16 protein-coding genes and 6 pseudogenes are annotated in these 16404 nt (G+C 45.6%); 6 read left to right on the plus strand and 16 right to left on the minus strand.

From position 1 onward, the window contains the following. Nucleotides 1–16: 16 nt before the first annotated feature. Together M3650_RS20700 and M3650_RS20705 are read left to right on the plus strand one after the other, a co-directional pair. Nucleotides 17–1027: a FecCD family ABC transporter permease gene (locus tag M3650_RS20700; protein WP_251577411.1), complete on the plus strand. Its 1011-nt coding sequence runs from the start codon at nucleotides 17–19 to the stop codon at nucleotides 1025–1027. After that, a complete protein-coding gene (locus M3650_RS20705) occupies nucleotides 1024–2031 on the plus strand; it encodes a FecCD family ABC transporter permease (protein WP_251577414.1) in 1008 nt (335 codons plus the stop codon). The genes M3650_RS20700 and M3650_RS20705 overlap by 4 nt, the downstream gene beginning before the upstream one ends. A gap of 90 nt (nucleotides 2032–2121) precedes the next feature. On the opposite strand, the pseudogene M3650_RS20710 reads toward M3650_RS20705, so the two are convergent. Both M3650_RS20710 and M3650_RS20715 read right to left on the minus strand, forming a co-directional pair. After that, nucleotides 2122–2220 (minus strand): annotated as a pseudogene (locus tag M3650_RS20710) (Bax inhibitor-1/YccA family membrane protein); the annotation flags it as partial. Nucleotides 2221–2285: 65 nt separating this feature from the next. Continuing rightward, a complete protein-coding gene (locus M3650_RS20715) occupies nucleotides 2286–2693 on the minus strand; it encodes a winged helix-turn-helix transcriptional regulator (protein WP_251577526.1) in 408 nt (135 codons plus the stop codon). A gap of 146 nt (nucleotides 2694–2839) precedes the next feature. Here M3650_RS20715 and M3650_RS20720 point away from each other — a divergent pair, with 146 nt between their 5' ends. Both M3650_RS20720 and M3650_RS20725 read left to right on the plus strand, forming a co-directional pair. Then, nucleotides 2840–4066 carry an MFS transporter gene (locus M3650_RS20720; RefSeq protein ID WP_251577528.1) on the plus strand — a complete coding sequence of 409 codons (1227 nt, stop codon included), beginning with the start codon at nucleotides 2840–2842 and terminating at the stop codon, nucleotides 4064–4066. Nucleotides 4067–4102: 36 nt separating this feature from the next. Then, the gene (locus tag M3650_RS20725) at nucleotides 4103–4945 is read left to right on the plus strand and encodes an aldo/keto reductase (RefSeq protein WP_251577416.1); all 843 of its coding nucleotides are present in this window, start codon (nucleotides 4103–4105) and stop codon (nucleotides 4943–4945) included. A gap of 449 nt (nucleotides 4946–5394) precedes the next feature. Here the strand turns inward: M3650_RS20725 and M3650_RS33195 are convergent. The 9 genes and pseudogenes from M3650_RS33195 to M3650_RS20770 form a co-directional block, all read right to left on the minus strand. Then, nucleotides 5395–5630 (minus strand): annotated as a pseudogene (locus tag M3650_RS33195) (ISL3 family transposase); the annotation flags it as partial. Nucleotides 5631–5722: 92 nt separating this feature from the next. Further along, nucleotides 5723–7153: a DHA2 family efflux MFS transporter permease subunit gene (locus M3650_RS20735; RefSeq protein WP_251577420.1), complete on the minus strand. Its 1431-nt coding sequence runs from the start codon at nucleotides 7151–7153 to the stop codon at nucleotides 5723–5725. Nucleotides 7154–7279: 126 nt separating this feature from the next. Then, nucleotides 7280–7458, minus strand: a pseudogene (locus tag M3650_RS33200) (iron-uptake system-binding protein); the annotation flags it as partial. A gap of 115 nt (nucleotides 7459–7573) precedes the next feature. Continuing rightward, nucleotides 7574–8575: an iron-siderophore ABC transporter substrate-binding protein gene (locus tag M3650_RS20745; protein WP_251577422.1), complete on the minus strand. Its 1002-nt coding sequence runs from the start codon at nucleotides 8573–8575 to the stop codon at nucleotides 7574–7576. Nucleotides 8576–8620: 45 nt separating this feature from the next. Then, nucleotides 8621–9119, minus strand: a pseudogene (locus M3650_RS20750) (NAD(P)/FAD-dependent oxidoreductase); the annotation flags it as partial. Between the two features lie 68 nt (nucleotides 9120–9187). Beyond that, nucleotides 9188–10140, minus strand: a pseudogene (locus M3650_RS20755) (LLM class flavin-dependent oxidoreductase). Between the two features lie 240 nt (nucleotides 10141–10380). Beyond that, entirely contained in the window at nucleotides 10381–10569 is a 189-nt protein-coding gene (locus tag M3650_RS20760) for a helix-turn-helix transcriptional regulator (RefSeq protein WP_311295112.1), read from the minus strand. Between the two features lie 154 nt (nucleotides 10570–10723). Further along, nucleotides 10724–10903: pseudogene (locus M3650_RS20765) on the minus strand (23S rRNA (pseudouridine(1915)-N(3))-methyltransferase RlmH); the annotation flags it as partial. Nucleotides 10904–10936: 33 nt separating this feature from the next. Next, nucleotides 10937–11608: a lysoplasmalogenase gene (locus M3650_RS20770; RefSeq protein WP_251577426.1), complete on the minus strand. Its 672-nt coding sequence runs from the start codon at nucleotides 11606–11608 to the stop codon at nucleotides 10937–10939. 167 nt (nucleotides 11609–11775) lie between these two features. Here M3650_RS20770 and M3650_RS20775 point away from each other — a divergent pair, with 167 nt between their 5' ends. Next, the gene (locus M3650_RS20775; RefSeq protein WP_251577428.1) at nucleotides 11776–12282 is read left to right on the plus strand and encodes a GNAT family N-acetyltransferase; all 507 of its coding nucleotides are present in this window, start codon (nucleotides 11776–11778) and stop codon (nucleotides 12280–12282) included. 125 nt (nucleotides 12283–12407) lie between these two features. Continuing rightward, nucleotides 12408–13130 (plus strand): Dph6-related ATP pyrophosphatase, encoded by a 723-nt coding sequence (locus tag M3650_RS20780; protein WP_251577430.1) that lies wholly within the window; start codon nucleotides 12408–12410, stop codon nucleotides 13128–13130. Between the two features lie 97 nt (nucleotides 13131–13227). Here the strand turns inward: M3650_RS20780 and M3650_RS20785 are convergent, their stop codons facing one another. From M3650_RS20785 to M3650_RS20800, 5 genes are all read right to left on the minus strand, one after another. After that, nucleotides 13228–13569: a zinc ribbon domain-containing protein YjdM gene (locus tag M3650_RS20785; protein WP_019423308.1), complete on the minus strand. Its 342-nt coding sequence runs from the start codon at nucleotides 13567–13569 to the stop codon at nucleotides 13228–13230. Between the two features lie 98 nt (nucleotides 13570–13667). Then, a complete protein-coding gene (locus tag M3650_RS32720) occupies nucleotides 13668–13979 on the minus strand; it encodes a toxin-antitoxin system TumE family protein (protein ID WP_483311772.1) in 312 nt (103 codons plus the stop codon). A gap of 101 nt (nucleotides 13980–14080) precedes the next feature. Beyond that, on the minus strand, nucleotides 14081–14935 hold the full coding sequence (locus M3650_RS20790; protein WP_251577432.1) for a TIGR02452 family protein: 855 nt from the start codon (nucleotides 14933–14935) through the stop codon (nucleotides 14081–14083). A gap of 1 nt (nucleotide 14936) precedes the next feature. Next, the gene (locus tag M3650_RS20795; RefSeq protein WP_251577434.1) at nucleotides 14937–15497 is read right to left on the minus strand and encodes a riboflavin biosynthesis intermediates N-glycosidase; all 561 of its coding nucleotides are present in this window, start codon (nucleotides 15495–15497) and stop codon (nucleotides 14937–14939) included. Next, nucleotides 15497–16387 (minus strand): NUDIX hydrolase, encoded by an 891-nt coding sequence (locus tag M3650_RS20800; protein ID WP_251577436.1) that lies wholly within the window; start codon nucleotides 16385–16387, stop codon nucleotides 15497–15499. Before M3650_RS20800 ends, M3650_RS20795 begins: the two co-directional genes overlap by 1 nt. Between the last annotated feature and the right edge of the window lie 17 nt (nucleotides 16388–16404).

The raw sequence follows: 16404 nt of genomic DNA on the forward strand, positions 1-16404 counted from the left end.
GAAAAGAAGAGGGACTATGACGAAAGAGAAGCGACGTTTCATCCCATTTGCATATAAACTGATGGCGGGCATTGTTGTATTTATAGCTGCGTTTGTTGTTGCCATGGTATTTGGAGCTGCTGACACCACAGTGAGAGAAGTATGGCTGGCACTGACTTCCCGCGCCACCAGCGACAACATTTCCCTACTCCGTGAAATTCGCTTACCACGCGAAATCGGCGCCATTATGGTTGGCGCTGGACTGTCCGTATCCGGTGCAGTCATGCAAGGAATGACGAGGAACCCGCTTGCCGATCCCGGCTTGCTTGGCTTGACTGCCGGGGCTAATGCAGCGCTCGCCCTGACGATTGCGTTGATTCCATCAGCGAACTACTTCCATATTACGATCGCTTGCTTTATCGGAGCAGCTGTCGGAGCCATCATGGTATTCGGCATCGGAGCCATGAAAAGGGGCGGCTTATCCCCGCTTCGCGTTGTATTGGCCGGCGCTGCGGTTTCGGCATTCCTGTACGCCATCGCGGAAGGAATCGGGCTCTATTTTAAGATTTCGAAAGATGTGTCCATGTGGACGGCAGGCGGAGTCATCGGCACTTCATGGAGCCAGCTTCAGGTCATTGCGCCTTTCATCATCACCGGTATTGTGATTGCGCTTGTGCTTTCAAGACAGCTCACCATTCTGAACTTGAATGAAGAGGTTGCCGTTGGATTAGGCCAGCAGACCATTCTTGTGAAAACGATCCTGTTCATTGTCATTATTCTGCTCGCCGGCGCTTCCGTCGCTCTGGTCGGAAATATGGCATTCATCGGCTTGATGGTGCCTCATATCGTGCGTGCCATGGTCGGAACGGATTATCGCTTTATTTTGCCGATGTCTGCGATTGCAGGGGCGGCTTTTATGCTGCTGGCCGACACTCTCGGCCGAATGATCAATGCCCCGTATGAAACGCCTGTGGCGGCCATTGTGGCAATGATGGGCTTGCCTTTCTTCCTGTTCATTGTACATAAAGGAGGCAAAGCATTCTCATGATTCCATCTGCCTTATTGAAAAAACAACGGCTCATCGTGGGTGCCTTGCTCATGCTTATTGCACTGACAGTCGTGATCAGCATGGGATTGGGGTACTCTTCTCTGTCGTATGATCGGCTGCTTCCAACCCTGTTCGGTCAAGGAACGTTCAAAGAAGAATTTGTACTGTTTTCCGTTCGGCTGCCGCGAATCATCATCACGCTGTTGGCTGGGATGGCACTCGCCCTATCTGGCGCTATCTTGCAGGGCATCACGCGCAATGACTTGGCTGAACCCGGCATACTGGGCGTCAATTCCGGGGCAGGCGTGGCGATTGCTGTTTTCTTCTTGTTTTTCCCGATAGACGCAGGCTCATTTGCATATATGCTGCCTCTTGTAGCGTTTGCGGGCGCGCTGCTTACGACTTGTATGATTTACGTGTTCTCGTATAACAGAACGGTTGGCCTGCAACCTGTACGGCTGGTACTCACCGGGGTGGGATTCTCCATGGCGCTGTCCGGGACCATGATTGTCCTCATTTCATCGGCTGAGCGTTCGAAAGTAGATTTTATCGCCAAGTGGCTGGCGGGGAATATATGGGGTACGGACTGGCCATTTATATGGGCGATCCTGCCATGGCTGGCCGTGCTGATTCCTTTCACCATGTACAAGGCGCATCGCATGAATCTGCTTGCGCTCAGCGAGCATGTGGTTATCGGCGTTGGCGTGTCGGTTGAAAAGGAGCGGATTATTCTCCTGTTAACTGCCGTTGCGCTGGCGGCTTCCGCCGTTTCCGTCACGGGAGGAATCGCATTCGTCGGTCTAATTGCCCCGCATATTGCCAAAGCGCTAGTCGGACCCAGACACCAATTATTTATCCCGATCGCGATTCTGATTGGCGGATGGTTGTTATTGTTCGCAGATACGATTGGACGCAATGTTCTGGACCCTGACGGAATTCCGGCTGGCATTGTAGTCGCGTTAATTGGTGCCCCGTACTTCGTCTATTTGTTGTTGAAAAAGTAGCGGCATAACTGAAGACCTTCCTTCACTTATTTGAGTGGGGGAGGTCAACGGAATGTGCATAGCAAATAGACCATCTCCTTCAAGGGGTCTTGCCGAGAGAGCACCGAGAAATAACCCTTCAGCAATGGCATAGATCGGAACCAAATACGGAGCCCCCGTCGGCTTAAACCTGATGATTAAAGCAAAAATGATCCGATATTATTATATGTTCATATTTATATAAATTACAGGTTGGTTAAAATTATTGGTTTTAATTAATCAAGCGCATACCGCTCCTCGTCAACTGTTTGTATATCTTGTGCCTTGTTGTTCAACACGTTATCTTCCAATACGGTAAATTTGTCGCCGTATTCTTTAATAATATGCTTTTCCCCCCAAGCGCATAGGGAATCCAAGATCGATTTCAAGCTCCACCCGTATTCGCTAAGTTCATACTCCACTTTCGGAGGCACTTGATTATAGATAATTCGATTCACGATGCCGTCCTGCTCTAATTCTCTTAGCTGCTGCGTTAACATTTTTTGCGTAATTCCGGGCATAAGGCGTTTTAATTCACTTGTCCTTTTCTTCCCGTAAGTCAAATGACACAGGATTACACACTTCCACTTCCATCCAATAACTTCCAGGGTTGCTTCCACTGAAATATTATATTTCTTTTTAATCACAGCCTTTTCCCTCCAAATGAGTTTATAGGAACTTTTAAGTACCTAAATCACTTCAAAGTACGTACTATTCAATTTCATCCTAATGATTGATAATTGCATTTACCGGCCGGACATTACAATATTGTAGGAGTGGGACGAATGACATTGGAAATAAGCGGAGCACTTTGGCGCTGCTGGCGCTAGCAATTAGTACCTTTGCGATTGGCACAACCGAGTTTATCAGCGTGGGACTGCTCCCCCTCATTGCTGAAGACTTAAATATATCTGTCACAACATCCGGTTTAACCGTTACTTTATATGCGTTAGGGGTAACTTTCGGGGCTCCCGTTCTAACGTCCTTGACCTCTAATATCTCACGTAAATCGTTGCTGCTTTGGATTATGGTTGTTTTTATTGCAGGCAATATGCTGGCTGCCGCTGCCAGTGGAATTGTCGTGCTGTTAGCGGCGCGCGTAATCTCCGCGTTGTCACATGGCGTATTCATGTCGATTGGCTCTACCATTGCGGCCGATCTCGTGCCTGAGAGCCGCAGAGCCAGCGCTATCGCGATTATGTTCTCCGGGCTTACTGTCGCGACCGTTACCGGGGTTCCCTTGGGCACCTTAATTGGACAACAATTCGGTTGGCGAGCAGCCTTTCTCGTGATCGTTGCAATCGGCATTCTGGCTTTCATAGCCAACATGACCTTAGTTTCTTCCCATTTACGAAAAGGAACGAAAACGCCGCTTCGCGATCAACTTAAACTTGTCACGAACAGACGATTGCTGCTTGCATTTGCCATCACTGCCTTGGGATACGGCGGGACCTTTGTCGTCTTTACCTATTTATCCCCGCTGCTTCACGATATAACCGGATTCGGGGAAAAAACGGCAGCAATCATTCTGCTTATATATGGAGTTGCCATTGCCATCGGCAATGTTATCGGAGGCAAAGCCGCCAACCGAAAACCTGTTACTGCCTTGTTCTATATGTTTTTTATACAGTCCATCGTGCTCTTCCTGTTAACGTTCACCGCACCTTTTAAAACAGCCGGTTTGATAACCATCTTCCTTATGGGGCTGTTTGCATTTATGAATATTCCCGGCTTGCAAGTATATGTCGTCATGCTGGCTGAACGTTTCGCGCCGCAAGCGAAAGATGTGGCTTCTGCTGTCAACATTGCCGCGTTTAACGCAGGAATTGCGATCGGGGCCTACTTGGGCGGTGTCGTTACGGATACGATCGGGCTGATTCATACCACATGGGTAGGAGCATTAATGGTGATGGGAGCCGTATTGCTGACAGGCTGGGCGTATGCCCTGGAAAGGAAAGACGCACCCGCCCAAACCAGCGAAACAAATACAGTGAACCCTGGCTCACAGTGCGCTTAAGCCATTCAAAACAAGATTCAGGAGGCTATTACTATGATGTCTAAAAATCTTCAAGATACAGTAACGTTGCACAACAGCATGAAAATGCCTTGGCTCGGGCTTGGCGTGTTCAAAGTAGAAGAAGGGCCAGAACTGGTACAGGCTGTGAAATCAGCCATTGCACATGGTTATCGCAGTATCGATACCGCTGCTATTTATGAGAATGAGACAAGTGTAGGGCAGGGGATTCGCGAGGCTATGCTAGAGACTAATTTCCCTAGAGAGGACCTATTCATAACTTCAAAAGTGTGGAATGCCGATTTGGGATACGAGTCGACATTGGCGGCCTATGAAGCAAGTTTAGAAAGGTTGGGCTTGGAATACCTTGATTTATACCTGATTCATTGGCCTGTACAAGGCAAATATAAAGAGGCGTGGAGAGCTTTGGAGACCCTATATCAAGAAGGACGGGTCAAGGCCATTGGCGTAAGCAATTTTCAACTCCACCATCTTGAAGACCTGATGAAGGACGCTGTCATTAGACCTATGATCAACCAAGTGGAATTCCATCCGCGTTTAACCCAAAAAGAATTGCTCCGATTCAGCAAGGAGCAGGGCATTCAGTTGGAAGCCTGGTCGCCATTAATGCAAGGCGGGCTGTTGGATAATCCGATGCTGAAGGAGATCGCGGCCAAGTATGGAAAGTCCGCTGCGCAAGTCATCCTGCGTTGGGATTTGCAGCATGGCGTTATCACCATACCAAAATCTACGAAGGAACATCGCATTATCGAAAACGCGGCCCTGTTCGATTTTGAGCTAACCCAAGAAGATATGGACCAGATTGATGATTTGAATCAAGATCTTCGAGTCGGTCCCGATCCGGACAACTTTGATTTTTAATAAAATGTGAAATAGACGCCATTCCTTTCAATGAAAAAAGGAGTGGCGTCTTATCTATTAGCAGTTATTTATAGTAAGGTTCACCATGCTGACTGTAAAACGTTTGTTTGATAATCCTCTACCTCAGAAAGCAAATTAGTTCTTGATTTCGCCCTACTTCTACTTCTGCACCTGTCCTACTAAGCCAAAGAAGAACAACTCCATTAACTGATCCACACTCCGAGTTAAGCGTTCTTGATTCGATGCTTCCCAATCCTTCGTTTCTGCATGATGTTTTTGGTGAAAAACGCTATTGGGTCTATTCTAACCATACTGCTTTTTGGCGGACTGCTGACCACTGCGTTATAATGGTAGAGCAGATTTTAATAATAAATCGTCTTCTGAAAACCAGAAGACGATATTCTTAATACTATTTTCTATGATTCGGTTACACTCATTAAGTTCATCCTCCGCAGGTCCTCCAGCTTTCGGCCCGGCATCAGGTCCAACATCGTCTCGCCTTTGAGATTGTGAATACCGGTATTGTAGGTATGCCCCTTCTTGATCACAAAATCGTGATGCCGAGTACCAGACCTGTAGTGTCCTTGGCTTCGTTCCAGGCTTGCTCTACAAGACGCTTGCTCTCTGCTGGCAGGGCTTCCTGATGCATGCGTTTGACCGTACTGACAGGCACTTTTTGCATCCGATGTTTTTCTATTTTATCCTCGCATTATGATGTCAACCACTGGTTTTTGTTTTGAGCCGTGAAAATAAGAGTTTTAAATTATTCAGTAAGCCCTATTTAACGCGAGAAGATTTGATGAAGAAGGAAATAATTAAACCAACCATAGCTATAATTAGAGTGAATATAAAGGAGTCCTGTACTCCCGCTGTTAATGAAGCTCCAATTGAAGAAGGGTCAGATAGATCAGTCATATTGTTCATATATCTTTTCTGAGAAGCGGACATAATCGTAATCGCAACTGCAGTGCCAATTGCTCCCGACATTTGCTGTAATGTATTCATTAAAGCAGTACCATCTGGGTAAAGATTTTTCGGTAATTGATTTAGTCCATTTGTCTGAGCAGGCATCAAAACCATCGATACACCTATAAATAGAATGGAGTGCAGCACAATTACCATACTAACCGGCGTTTCAATGGTGACGTTTGACATGCTCCATAACATGATAAGCATGATCGCAAATCCAGGTATAACAAGTCCTCTTGGTCCGAATTTGTCAAAGATACGACCTGTGATCGGGGACATTAATCCATTCAGCACACCACCTGGCAACAAAACAAGCCCCGCGGTAAATGCAGTCAATGCTAGCCCTGTTTGCAAATATAATGGCAACAAAATCATCGTGGACATTATTACCGTGAAGCAAATAAATACGGCCAATAAACCTAGAGTAAACATTGGATATTTTAATACACGTAAATCAAGCATCGGTTTATCCATTTTTAATTGTCGCAAAGAAAACAAGGTAAGTGCAGCAAGGCCTATAATAATCATCGTAATCACAATCGTGCTTCCCCAGCCATTCTCACCCGCGCTGCTAAAGCCATAGACGATTCCGCCAAAACCAATCGAAGATAGGATAATAGATAATATATCAATTTTGGGTTTAGTTATGGTCGAAACATTCTGCATATACAATATACCCGATACCAACGCAAGAATTAGAAACGGTAAACAAACCCAGAAAATCCAATGCCAAGTCAGTTTTTCAAGAATTAATCCTGAGATTGAGGGTCCAACTGCGGGTGCAAACATAATGACTAACCCTATTAGTCCCATTGTTGCACCTCTCTTATTGATGGGAAAAATCAATAAGATCGAATTAAACATCAGGGGCAGCAATAATCCCGTACCTATAGCCTGAATCACTCGAGAAAACATTAATACTTCGAAGCTTGGTGCAAGAGCTGCGACTAGTGTTCCAATAATTGAAAAAATCAATGACACAATAAATATTTGACGTGTACTAAACCATTGAAGTAAGAGACCCGAGACAGGAACTAATATCCCCAAGGTTAATAAATAACCTGTTGTCAGCCATTGAACCGTGGAAGAACTAATAGAAAATACTTGTATTAAATCCCCGAGGGCCATGTTTAAAGCCGTTTCACTGAACAATCCAATGAAACCAGCAATTAAGAAAGAAATTAATATTGGAGTAGTTTTAATCACTTTTGTTTGCTGTGTTTCTGCTGTTGATGACATGAATAATCCACCTTAAATTTTATTTTGTTATAAGCTTGTCGTTAGTCCGGGCAGATTAATCTTTAATTGCAACTTCTTCAGCACTTCTTTTTGGAACTTGGTTGAACCTAAAATAACGTCTGGTTACAATTGCAATATTTTCTCAAAGTTCGGTTGGTGGTTCCCACCAATTGATTCCGACTCGCCCGTTACGAAACAAACATTTCTGGGAATTGTACGCCTATCGTTATCTCCCCTACTGGATGAACGTCAAGCATTACCGCATCTTCCATCGCTACCATGGCCCCAGTAATCACAATTTTTTTATTTGCAGTCAATTCTATCAACCTTTCCTACATGATAAAAATAGTTTTACGGCTAGGCCTTTTGTGTCACTAGATAAATAAGCCGCCTACTTGGCGGCTTTCATTGCTCCGTTTTTTATTTATTATCTATAGTTTTTCTCTCCAATCCCATAAAATTCTCTGCAGCCAGGCGGATAGCCAGGACGCTTCCTGTATTGAGGGAATTATCGAAAAATAGAACATGATTGTTTTTCACGGCCTTCAGTGAGTTCCACACAGCTAAAGCCTCTTTTTCTTGGACTGCTGCCTTTGCAACGTTAAGATCATGCTGGATAATAATGTAATCCGGATTCATCTCCGACAAAGCCTCCAGGGAAAGTATTGCATTGTCTTCAGGATATCTATCTGGCTTCATCAGCCCAAATCCCGCTGTTTCGTTATAGTACATTGTGTTTTTAGTCCCTTGAGCAGTAAAATTGGCTTTGCCGTCAACCCTCAGTAAGGCGAAGCTTTTATTTTTCAGATCACCCAACTGCTCTTTCGTTTTCTCAATAGCTTCTTTGGTTTCATTGATAAGCTGCTCAGCCAATTCCTCTTTGCCGATAATCTGGGCGCAAATCATCGTCGCCTTTTCCCAAGAATCACTGTATTCGATTTGGATAACAGGAGCAATATTGCTTAACTCATCATAATTCGCATCAATATGGCCTTTGAAGGTTACGATCACATCAGGATTTGCAGCAATGATCGCTTCCATATTCAAGTCCCTTCCACTGCCCAAATCTGCTATCTCGGCCGTTTCGGCATAAGGCTGCAAAGTGGCGAATTCCTTCATCGCATTCGCTGCGTTGCCCGAGGCAATTGGAGGCGTGTCCAACGCGAAAAAATAATCCAAATACAAGGGATGGAGCACTGCTATACGCTCCGGCCGTTCCTTAAATACTATCTTATTACCGGCGGCGTCCGTTATCGTTCTTGGCCATACGCCCTTCTCGGGCATGCCCTCTTCAGGCATACTTGCCCCGCTTGGCTGCCCATTTTCATGCACATTGGCAGCGTTTGTCGAAGGCTTGTTCCCTGCGGACGTTCCGGAACATCCGGTCAGCGCTCCGATCAGTATTACAAGCGGGACAACCAAGTAAATCCATCTATTCATGTCGCTTCCTCCAACACAGTTTCAATTTTAGGTATACAAATGCTTCATCAGTTCACGGTTTTTTGGTGAGAACAGGTCATTATGCGAGGATACCATCCCATACGCATTGGCATCAGGCGAGATATATTGCTTAGCTTTATTCACAGCATTCGCTGCATCCTGGAATGCTCCCGCAATCAGATGCAGCTTTCCTTCATGGTGTAAAATATCCCCTGCTGCATAAATGCCTGGCACTGATGTCTCGCTCATTGATGAGCCTGGAATCCAATAATCCTTCATCTCGATTTTAACCTCGCTGTTGGCCGGCTATCGGCTCCAATTCATTGGCCCAGTCAATGGCTGAATTTCCGCCACCTGAAATTAAAACCGTTTTCTCTTTAAAACGTGAAAGCGATTTTACGGTATAATGCAAGTTAGTGACTTCGAATCGCTCTGCGCCTTCGATATCCAGTTTAATCGGTTTTAGAATTCCTCCGCCAACAGCTAAAATTACCGTCTTTGAACGATGTGTCTGGCCGGAAGCGGTATCATGCATCGTACAGTCTCCTCACTTTATATGGATACAGCTGATTAGCATATTCTACATACCAGATGTTAAATGCCTAAATGCTCTTTCAAGGTCGAGCCTGTATATTCGCCTCTGAACAAGCCCTGTTCTACCAGCTGCGGCATCAGCTTTTCAAAAAATAACTCCATCGATTGTTCCGACCCGCCCGGAAGAGCGATAAAACCGTCGATCGCGCCTGCTTCGAACCGTTCCATAATATCGTTCAGCACGTCTTCAACTGTTCCGACCGAAACCCAGTGTGCAGACCCTAAGACCTCAGGCCTTGACAAAACCTCTGCTACTGTAGGCTGATAGTTTATAATATATCTCCGAAGCAGTTCAGCATGCGTTCGGCTGCGGACTGGTTGATTCCTGATTTATGGGCGGGTAGAGTGAGCGGTCCCTTGACACTGAAGAACTCACCTGAATGATTGATGGAGGAAACTTGATCCGGATCAGAAAATTTGCCTGACTCACGATCAATTAGGATCGCTTCAAGCGGGAAACTTGCCCAAAGCTCGCGCACTACATCAGTAAATTCCCTTGCTCTCGCATACCTTTCTTGCGGAGAAGGCATAGGCGAATCACTGAAATTTTCCGCTCCTTCAATCGAAGTTACGATGTTCCAACCGGTACGTCCACTGCTAAGCCAGTGCAAAGACTGAAGCTGCCTGGCTACAACATACGGCGGATTGAAGGTCGTGGAAACCGTCGTTACCAGTCCGATCCGATCCGTCTCACGAGCAATCGCCGCAAACATGACCGTAGGGTCAGGACTGCCAAAATTAGCGGAATCACCTAGCATTTGCGGACTAATATAAAGATAATCTGCCCTGAACAGAAAATCGAGCTTTGCCTTCTCCGCCAGTTTGGCCAATTCAATATAATAATCAATCGACTCCATCTTCTCCACGCCGCTATCCGGACGCCTCCAGCCGTGTCCTTTCATCCAGGTTGCCGATAAAGAAAATCCGATGCATAATTGCCTATTTGCATTCACTTGCAGCTACCGCCCTTTCCGGTATGATAAAATGGTCATCCGCTCAGAAGTCACTAATCGGATGCACATTTATGAGAACGAATATTGTTCATTATCAAACTCAATAATAACGATAATCATTCTCATTTAGTAGTGTAGCAAGGACTCCTCTAAATGCAAATACACAAATAACAAATGCAACATACACTATTATCAAATCTATCCGCGTTTTGTTCTTCAATGGAATGCACTAATCTGCTCTCAATTATTATGATTATTTAGTTTATTTGCGTATGCTGAGGGAGACACAGCGAATCTCTTTTTAAATGCTCTGTTGAAATATATCGGATTACCGTAGCCGACACTAACAGCAATATCGCGGATAGGGAAATTTCCTGTTTTAAGAAGTTCACATGCTCTTTCCATCCGATGTTGGATAACAAAGTCGATTGGACGAGAGCATTCAAAACAACCTCTTTCGTAACTTCCCTTTTCATTAAATTAAATCTTTTATCTCCATCAATATTAGACATTCCACATAAATTTAATCCAGCAACTTATGCTCCCAACAGCCTATTGATCAACGCCGCTTCAACCTTTATCATCATTCTAGAACGAGACGCATTAATTGGTGCGGCAGCGTCATGCGGCCGAAGGACAGCTTCGTCTGGACACGGCGCAGAACACCATCGGGCAGACCGTTGGACCCGCCAATGACAAATACGGCGTGACTCGTTCCATACGGCGCCAATCGCTTGCTGTACTCCGCAATCCCCTCTGAATTTAGAGAAGATGGCCATTGCGATCTGGTTAATCCTCAGACGCGGTGAACCGAATTTATGATGATGCTGCTCTTGTCGTGTGCAATTGTCCTCAGGCTGGAAGCAATGAAAAATTGGGCGGCGTAATACGTTATCATAATTAACGGTTCCGCGAAGGCGACTTCAGACACAAACATGTTCCAGGATAAAATGGAATCCGATGTCGCAAACAAAATGCTTCCGGCAGCCGCCAGCTTGTTGCCGGTCATGATGGCCGACCAAGTCATCAAGGAGATGATGATAATATAGACGAGAATAGGTGCGATTAAGGAAGCATCGCCGTCACGAATCAACGCTTGAATGAGCTGCCAACTCATGAACGAAGCATATAATAGGATCGGAACGATCGCACTGAAGCGCATTTTTGAATAGCGCCATCTGCCAATAAAACCGGTCAAATAAAACAGATGCCCGATGAGGAATGCGGACAGGCCAACGACAAACCAGCCCAGCAGCCCGTCGCCCAGCATGCAGAAAAATAACCCGATCCAGATAACCCAATGACAACTCTTTCTATTGGAGGGCATTTGAAGGCATCCATAAGCGATAATAAGCCACATCGGAATTAATTTAAACAGCAGTTTGGCCGCTTGCGGCTCGCCAGGAATAATGAAAATGTAGAGGATACTCATGACAACGATAAGTGCGGGCAGCCCATACTTGATCAAAAAGAATCGCTCCTTTCATTTCATTGTTTTTAGCAAAAACACTCCAATTTTATGCATCTTCCGTTTTTTGTAAACGTATTTGTACTATCCTATTCTTTGTGCCCGCTGCAAATTCCTTTCAGACAAGCTTCTTTCAATGATTATCGAAAAAAGAAGGGTGGACATTCATGTTGTCTCAGACCGTTCAGAAAGATATCGTAAGCCTCGATTTCTACCAACCAATCTATCGATCACAACTTGAAAAATATCACTTGTCAGAGGAACAAAAACACTTTACGGCACTGCCGCTGGAGGCTATAGCAACCTGTGAACAAGAAAATGATCGGCACCCCATTCTAATCTTGAGTGATAATACTCCAGTTGGTTTCTTTGTGCTTCATGGATGGGAAGGAGTTAAGAACTATAGTGACAACCAAGACGCCATTCTGCTAAGAGCCTATTCAGTCGATTCATCCATGCAGGGAAAGGGGATTTCCAAAAAATCACTGTTGCTGCTGCCAACCTTTGTTCGAAAACATTTTCCGAATAAAAATGAGATTATATTAGCCGTAAATCATTCGAATGCGCTAGCGCAATACATATATAAAAAATGTGGTTTTGAAGATAAAGGCCTTCGTGCAGACGGCCGTAAAGGGGAATTGCTCATCTTACACCTGGATCTGGGGAACGGTTAGCTTTATTCGTTTCAATGATGATACTGCACATATTGCTTCGATCTTTTTAGTGATAGAATGAAACCATTAGATCTAGCCCACAGACATCGTGCAAAAGCCATAAACAACAGAGGGGAAAGAGATGAATGACAGAAATAATAGATTGGAAAAATGGAGCTAGCGGGCATAAATTCATTGCTTCTTTTAGTGGAGGAAAAGATAGTGTGTTAGCTCTATATAAAGCAATGAAGGTTGGAGAAGCAGTTGGACTAATCGTGATGTTGGAGGAAGAGGGGAAACGTTCCCGATCCCATGGAATGCCTCCAGAGCTAATACGCGCTCAAGCTGAATCGATAGGAATACCTGTATATACTGCGGCTGCGAGTTGGACAGATTATGAAACAATCTTTATGCGCCTTTTAGAACAAGCTAAAAATCAGGGAGCAGAAGTACTAGTAACTGGAGATTTGGATGTGCCTGCTCATGGTTGTTGGCATGACAGGGTTACGAAAAATGCTGGATTAAAGCTTGGGATGCCTCTATGGGAAATGAATCATCTTGAAGCTGTCCAAGAGTTCATCAATCTAGGATTTGTAACGATCCTTGTAACCGTAAATTTATCATTAGGAATGAGGGAAGACGATTTAGGGCGAATGTTAACCCATGAATATGTGAAGGAGCTTGAAGCTCGCGGTATTGACCCATGCGGAGAAGGTGGAGAGTTCCATACCACAGTAATCGATGGGCCCATTTTCAAACATCCTATTCCCGTTCGCAGATGTGAGATCGTTAAGGATGGATCATATGCTTTTTTGCCTTTAGAGCTAGAACGAAACAGCAACTGCGGAAGTTCTCATCAAGGGGAATAATCTAGTCACAGCTCAGGATCTCAAAGCAAGAATAGAACAAGCCCTCCATGCCAGAGGGCTTCCAATACAGGCTCGTTCTGTATCATTAATATCGCATTTATATCTTCTTAACAAATTCAGACTTTAATTTCATGGCTCCAAAACCATCGATTTTGCAATCAATATCGTGATCTCCATCAATCAAACGTATATTTTTTACTTTTGTGCCTATTTTTACGACCAATGAACTTCCTTTTACTTTCAGGTCTTTGATTACGGTTACAGAATCACCGTCGTTTAAGACATTTCCATTTGCGTCTTTGATGATCTTGTTATCTTCACTGTTCTCGGTTTGTAATTCCAAAGACCACTCATGGCCGCATTCCGGGCAAACAAAAAGAGCTCTATCTTCGTAAGTGTATTCTGAATTACAGTTTGGGCAATTTGGCAAATTAGACATAATTTCATTTTCTCCATTCGTGATTGTCCGTTTTAATATAAGAGTTTCTTATATGCTTATATACTGTCATAGTCTTCTCATATTGGCAAACCTTCGTCTTACAATATATTTGATCTTAATCGATGAATCCACTTAATATGATAGTTGGTTTGGAACTGTACCCCATTCCTGGAATTCAAAACCTGACTTCCAATGTCAGTTACGGTTTGATGCTGTTTATGACTATGGGGTTCGTTATGCCACTTCCACAACTTTCCCCGCTGATATTCCCAATCATACTGGTATTTCTTTTTCTTCCCCGTCTTCGTTTCGTTAAACTCAAATACCGTCATGTAAGTTCCATCCATGAATTTGATGGTTTTCCGTACAAATGGCCCCTTGCTCAGCTCATCGCCGAAAAAACCGTGCACAAGTGTTTCCTGCAAATACCCAAATATTCATTTAGGCATCAAAAAAAGCGCCTGTAATCAGACGCTTACATATTTGTCAGATATAAAAGTCTGCACCAGATTTAGCCGTTATTTATGATATTTCTTAACTTAACGGGTCTAAAGACGCCTTCAAAGGCACGGATGCATGAACCGCTTCGGGAACTGTCCAACACAGCAAATACAATTTCATCAAACAGCGTGCCGTAGCCCTCGACCTCCAACAGTTGTTTCCACCATTGTGCCACATCAACAGGATTGTTGCGGAATACGCCGCAGCCATACGCACCGAGCACCAAGTATTTATCTCCTCTATCCGCAAAGATCGCCAGCGCCATACGCATGCGATCCTTCATCACGCGCTTCGCCTTCTCGCTGTCTTCACCCTTCAACAGCACTTGGCCATAGTTGACGGCGGGCAAGGTCAGAACCGAAGCAGTCACCGGCTGCTCCAGAAGCTGAAACCGTTCATTTCGGAAAAATACAACATTCGGCGAATAGATGGCATAATCGGTATACATCATGGAGCGGCAGGCGCGATTAGCCGCATAATAGGCCTCGTTGCGCAGCTGCGTTCCGTACAGGCCGCTTGAAGCGGCGAGACTTTCCTCCTGTGCCATCGCACCGTTTAAAAATCCGCCTCCCGGATTTTTCGCGCTTGCAAAGTTAAGCACCCCGACGCCGCGAATCCCCGCTTGGGCGGCATCCAGAATCGCTTTAACGGTGGCCTCGTTGGCTGCGCGTTGTTGTGCCTGGGTCCCATTTGGCGGCAGCTTACAGCTCTTTACCAATTCCATACCCTGTTCAGGCGCAATAAGAATGCTGTTGTCCTCCGAATATTGCTGTAGAGCCGAGAAGTCCACCTTTTGCCCGTTCCATTCATAATATCCCTGCTGGATATAGCGAAGCGTATCCTGCGCAAGCTCCTTTCGGTTCATGTTACTCCCCTTCTTTCTCTAGCAGCTGGTCCCGCACCTCAGTCAGCGCAAAGCCCAGCAGATTTCTCCCTCGCCATTTCATTGGATTGTCCGTAGCGGAATTCTCCTTCACCATTCCAATCCCCCACATCCGATCAGTGGGGCTCGCTTCCACCAGAATCCGCTGTTTCGTTGTTCTCATAAACGCCCAAAGCTCCGGATTCTGCGAGAATTTCGCCAAGTTGCCCCGCTTCACAATGTCATAGCAGTTGCTATTCCACACGTCGTTGTTAAAGTGTTTAACCGCTCGTCCAAAGGCTTTCATTTGTTTCGGATGCTTCGCATTCATAATTTCCGCAAGCATCTCGTCATCGTGGAACAGCCGCGCCTTTTCCGCCATCATGTACTGTTCGGTGCAGCTGTATGTGTTCCCGTCTACGGTAAATTGGCACTTCCACCATTGACTGAAGCAGCTCTGATTGACGCTTCCGTCAGCGGGAGGCGTATGTCCCCAGAAAAATAAAAACTTATATTTCTTTCCCGCTTGATACGCTTTCTGCAAGTCTTCAATATTGTAAACCATCATATCCCCTCGCGATTCCTCCGGTATAGCCGCGACGGGCGGTGCCCGGCATTCTCCGTGTAATGATCCGTCTCTTCGACAAGCGGGGCCGCTTTACGGCGGAAAGCCGCCTTCAGCAGTTCCTTGTTCAGAATGACTTCGTAAACCTGCTGCAATTCCGTCAGTGTAAACAGCTTGGGCATCAAATGCAGAGCGATGTCGGTATACTCCACTTTCCCCCGCAGGCGTTCGATGGCATAGCTGATAATCTTGGCATGGTCGAAGGCCAACCCCTCATTGGAGAGAATGACATATTCCACTGCAGATGATGCTTCCGTAGACATCATTTTGCGCTCCACCACGGCGGTTAACGTTTCCTGCCCCCCCGTTAGCTTTAGCTCGTACTGCTTCGTCTTGATTATTCCGTCCTCCAGCAATTCCTTCTGCTCCCTCATGAGACGATAGGAGACACTGAACCAAGAGGCTTCATCTGCATCATCTCCGGCCTCGATATGCACCTTAGAGCTATCGATCAGCGCCATATAGGAACAGCTCATGACCCAAGTCCGCGGATCCCGCCCTGGCTCGCTAAATGTATACAGCTGCTCCAAGTAGACGTTGTCCACTCCCGTTTCCTCCTGCAGTTCCCTCTGTGCCGCCTGCTCCGTCGTCTCCGCAGGACGGACGAAACCGCCCGGCAGCGCCCAATTCCCAAGGAAGGGATGCCCGCCGCGTCGAATAAGCAACACCCGCAGTTCCTTCTTCGGAAGCTTGCGGTAATTACTTTCCTCGGTGTCGGTAACCGTAAAAATGACCATATCTGTTGCCACAGACGGACGTTCGTAATCTCCTGCGGTATATTGTTCAAGAAACTCTTGCTCGGTAAGCCCACTACGGTCCCTTATTGACATTACACCACCACCTGTTC

Origin of the sequence: Paenibacillus sp. MER TA 81-3 (assembly GCF_023713585.1) — a bacterium.
GTDB classification, from domain to species: domain Bacteria; phylum Bacillota; class Bacilli; order Paenibacillales; family Paenibacillaceae; genus Paenibacillus_B; species Paenibacillus_B profundus.

Bases quoted from the DNA above. Each gene is read 5' to 3' on its own strand.
- M3650_RS20700 (WP_251577411.1), top strand. From the start codon at position 17: ATGACGAAAGAGAAGCGACGTTTCATCCCATTTGCATATAAACTGATG.
- M3650_RS20705 (WP_251577414.1), top strand. From the start codon at position 1,024: ATGATTCCATCTGCCTTATTGAAAAAACAACGGCTCATCGTGGGTGCC.
- M3650_RS20725 (WP_251577416.1), top strand. From the start codon at position 4,103: ATGTCTAAAAATCTTCAAGATACAGTAACGTTGCACAACAGCATGAAA.
- M3650_RS20735 (WP_251577420.1), bottom strand. From the start codon at position 7,153: ATGTCATCAACAGCAGAAACACAGCAAACAAAAGTGATTAAAACTACT.
- M3650_RS20775 (WP_251577428.1), top strand. From the start codon at position 11,776: ATGTTGTCTCAGACCGTTCAGAAAGATATCGTAAGCCTCGATTTCTAC.
- M3650_RS20780 (WP_251577430.1), top strand. From the start codon at position 12,408: ATGACAGAAATAATAGATTGGAAAAATGGAGCTAGCGGGCATAAATTC.
- M3650_RS20785 (WP_019423308.1), bottom strand. From the start codon at position 13,569: ATGTCTAATTTGCCAAATTGCCCAAACTGTAATTCAGAATACACTTAC.
- M3650_RS20790 (WP_251577432.1), bottom strand. From the start codon at position 14,935: ATGAACCGAAAGGAGCTTGCGCAGGATACGCTTCGCTATATCCAGCAG.
- M3650_RS20795 (WP_251577434.1), bottom strand. From the start codon at position 15,497: ATGGTTTACAATATTGAAGACTTGCAGAAAGCGTATCAAGCGGGAAAG.
- M3650_RS20800 (WP_251577436.1), bottom strand. From the start codon at position 16,387: ATGTCAATAAGGGACCGTAGTGGGCTTACCGAGCAAGAGTTTCTTGAA.